At 45.6% G+C, this 3695-nt stretch carries 4 protein-coding genes and 1 pseudogene; 2 read left to right on the forward strand and 3 right to left on the reverse strand.

Features of this window, described 5'->3' with window-relative positions; translation table 11 throughout:
* Positions 1–213 precede the first annotated feature (213 nt).
* Complete coding sequence (groL, locus tag WBV27_RS07075) at positions 214–1827, reverse strand: chaperonin GroEL (protein WP_424200670.1); 1614 nt, start codon at positions 1825–1827, stop codon at positions 214–216.
* 28 nt (positions 1828–1855) lie between these two features.
* Positions 1856–2140 (reverse strand): co-chaperone GroES, encoded by a 285-nt coding sequence (gene groES, locus WBV27_RS07080; protein WP_086629443.1) that lies wholly within the window; start codon positions 2138–2140, stop codon positions 1856–1858.
* Positions 2141–2500: 360 nt separating this feature from the next.
* Between groES and WBV27_RS07085 the strand changes: the two genes are divergently transcribed.
* Both WBV27_RS07085 and WBV27_RS07090 read left to right on the forward strand, forming a co-directional pair.
* Positions 2501–3010, forward strand: coding sequence for a lysostaphin resistance A-like protein (locus WBV27_RS07085; RefSeq protein ID WP_424200672.1), 510 nt, complete (start codon positions 2501–2503; stop codon positions 3008–3010).
* 41 nt (positions 3011–3051) lie between these two features.
* Positions 3052–3258, forward strand: a complete 207-nt coding sequence (locus WBV27_RS07090; protein WP_424200674.1) for a DUF4305 domain-containing protein — start codon at positions 3052–3054, stop codon at positions 3256–3258.
* Positions 3259–3327: 69 nt separating this feature from the next.
* Here the strand turns inward: WBV27_RS07090 and WBV27_RS07095 are convergent.
* Positions 3328–3695: pseudogene (locus WBV27_RS07095) on the reverse strand (redox-sensing transcriptional repressor Rex); the annotation flags it as partial.

A 3695-nucleotide genomic window follows, 5' to 3' on the forward strand; every position in this document is an offset into this window, starting at 1 on the left:
TTGCAAGGTTTTGCTTGCGCAAACATTACAGCCGTTTAGAACGGTTCTGAATCCTTGAGTTTGAGCTTAGGATTCAGAACGCACTTTTATAGTTGAACTCTGAATTGCTGAGGGTTCCGCCTAAGCTGAAATCCCCACCTCGACCAAAACCGGGTCGTGGTGGGGATTTCCTCTTAGTGCTCGATTTCTAGAGTGGGATTCATCGTATCCTGATTACATCATGCCCATGCCTGGGTCCATTGATGGGGCTGTTGCTGGGGCTGGATGGTCGGCTACGATAGCTTCTGTCGACAGGATCAAAGCAGCTACGCTGGCTGCATTTTGTAAAGCGGAACGTGTCACTTTTGTAGGATCGACGATTCCTGCTTCGATCATGTTTACCCATTCGTCGGTTGCGGCGTTATAGCCCATGCCAACTTCAAGGCCTTTGATCTTATCGGCTACAACGGAGCCTTCTTTTCCTGCATTTTCAGCGATTTGTCTCACTGGCTCTTCTAACGAACGTGCCACGATGCGTGCACCTGTCGCTTCGTCGCCGGTCAGTTCCAACGCTTCAACGCATTTTTGAACGTTGATCAAGGCTGTACCCCCACCGGATACGATACCTTCTTCAACAGCGGCACGCGTTGCATTCAAAGCATCTTCGATACGCAGTTTGCGTTCTCTCAATTCAGTTTCTGTAGCCGCTCCGACTTTGATGACGCCGACGCCACCGGATAATTTCGCAAGGCGTTCCTGCAATTTCTCACGGTCAAACTCTGAAGTTGTTTCTGCTGATTGCGCACGGATGACCGCCACACGTTGTTCGATGGCTGCTTTTTCGCCAGCTCCTTCAACGATTGTTGTGGAATCTTTGGTTACGACAACTTTGCCTGCACGACCCAAATGTTCTACGGAAGCATCCTTCAATTCCAAGCCTAAGTCTTCAGCGATGACTGTACCGCCTGTCAAGATTGCGATGTCCTGCAGCATTTCTTTACGACGGTCACCAAAACCAGGTGCTTTGACTGCCGCTACATTGAATGTTCCGCGCAATTTGTTCAATACTAATGTAGGAAGTGCTTCTCCGTCAACATCATCAGCAACGATCAATAATGGGCGTCCTTGTTGCAGAATTTGTTCCAATAAAGGCAAGATGTCTTGGATATTGGATAATTTGCGATCCGTGATCAGGATATATGGTGCTTCCAATTCAGCTTCCATCTTGTCGTTGTTGGTAACCATGTATTGCGATAGGTAACCGCGGTCGAATTGCATCCCTTCAACAACATCCAATTCGGTTTCGATCCCTTTAGATTCTTCGATAGTGATGACCCCGTCGTTGCCGACTTTTTCCATCGCTTCAGCAATCAATTCGCCGATTTCTTTCGATCCGGATGATACGGCAGCAACTTGCGCGATCGATTCTCTTGAATTTACTGTTTGGGAAATTTCCGCCAAACCTTTTACAGCTGCTTGTGTAGCCAACTCGATACCGCGACGGATGCCCACTGGATTTGCGCCTGCAGTAACGTTTTTCAGCCCTTCGCGAACGATGGCTTGTGTCAAAACAGTAGCAGTTGTAGTACCGTCACCGGCAATATCGTTTGTTTTGGAAGCAACTTCGGCAACCAGTTTCGCTCCCATATTTTCGAAGCGATCTTCCAATTCGATTTCTTTGGCGATCGTCACACCATCATTCGTGATCAACGGAGAGCCGTACGCTTTTTCTAAAACGACGTTGCGTCCTTTGGGTCCTAAAGTCACTTTTACGGTATTTGCTAAGATATCCACACCACGAAGCATTGCTGCTCTTGCGTCTTCTGAAAATTTAATGTCTTTTGCCATTTATCGATTCACCTCATGAATTATATTTTTAGTCCAGGATTGCTACGATGTCGCTTTCTTTGATCACTAAGTATTCTGTTCCCGCATATTTAACTTCTGTGCCTGCATATTTTTCGAAAAGGACAGTGTCTCCTGCCTTAACGGTCATTTCGATTGTTACACCGTTATCTGTCACGCGGCCTGCGCCAACAGCAATTACGGTACCTGTTTGGGATTTTTCTTTAGCGGATGACGGTAAAACGATGCCGCCTATAGATTTTTCTTCTTCTTTGGCAACTTCTACAATAACACGGTTTCCTAATGGTTTTAACAAGATGATCCCTCCAAAATAATATCATTTTAGCACTCATCAACTTAGAGTGCTAAGCTACATTTCTATATTAATCAATCTCCAATTAATTTGCAAGAGGGAAGCCGATTTTTTCCGATTCTATTTTTTTGCGCTATTATGCTATACTGTTTATCAAGCGTAAAACGTCAGTTCTCTCAGAAAGGTACTATATATATGAATAAAAAAATACGTTCCAGGTTAACGTTAGCCATACAGATCATCCTCATCTATCTCGCTTCTCAACTTCTGCCGGTCTTGATGCTTTTTTTCATTCCGGAAGCAGATCGCATCGCAGCCGCCATGAATCTCTCGTTATTCTTTGCTTTCCTAGGAACTGTCCTTATGGTAGCATGGAATAGCAGAAAAAAATGGACACCACAAAACAGTCTTACGGATCAACCAACTGCCCCAATCGGAAAAACGCTCACCACCGGACTCTTCGGTTTCATGGGCGCTATCCTGATTCAGATCGTCGCGATGAATGTGGAGTATCTTTTGTTCAAGATGCCAGTCGTTTCCGAAAATACGGAAGTGTTGCTGGACTTGACAAACCGCTACCCGTTCTTTATTTTCAACATTATCATCTTTGCACCTGTGATGGAGGAATTTGTATTCCGTAAAGCGATTGTCACGCATCTGGTCGATGCAATCGGGATAGTCGGCGCAGCCACTATCAGCGCTTTGATTTTTGCGATTGCGCATAATGATGGGCACTATTTGGTTTACGGCTCTCTGGGGCTATGGTTTTCTTTCCTTTATTACAGGACAAGAAACATAGCGACTCCGATGATTGCACATGCGTTGATGAATGCCGTGTCCGCCTTGCCGATTCTGTCCCAACTCATTTCGTAAGACACGTGAAGCCCGCTATTTAGGAAAAAGAAAGGAATATCATGACTTTAAAAAATCTATTAGTTCAAGTAATCATCCGCTTCGTTTTCGCCATCCTCTTCATCTCGCTGGCAGTCGATGCCGTGAATACCGCAGGCTGGGGATTCATGGCCATCATAAGCGTGCTGTTCGCAACAAGTGATGTTGTGAAAGGCGTACGCATGTTCAATGCCTACGTGAAAATCAAAGACAGCATCGATAAAAACTAGGAAAAAAAGAAGGATGAGGCAGCCTCATCCTTCTTTTTGCGTTTTCTTATCATCAGCTGCCGACTTTGCTCAGCCGATATCATTGTCCAAGAAATAGATCAAAGTCTGCAATTCATTCGTCAAGTCCACATTTTGAACGCGGACATTATCCGGAACGGAAAGACGAATCGGGGTAAAGTTCATGATGCCGCGAACGCCCGCTTCTGTCAATCGGTTGGTGGCATCCTGCGCCACTTCCTGTGGAACAGTCAAAATGGCTACATCAATCTGCTGGATGCGCAACTGCTCAACCATGTCCGTCATCGGATAAACCGGCACACCGCTAAGGATTTTGCCGAAGATGCCTTCATTGACATCAAATGCGGCACTGATGCGCACATTATTGCTGACATGGAAGTTGTAGTTCAACAAGGCATGTCCCAAATTACCCACACCTA

It is taken from the genome of Trichococcus sp., from assembly GCF_049589555.1.
In the GTDB taxonomy this organism is placed as follows: Bacteria; Bacillota; Bacilli; order Lactobacillales; family Aerococcaceae; genus Trichococcus.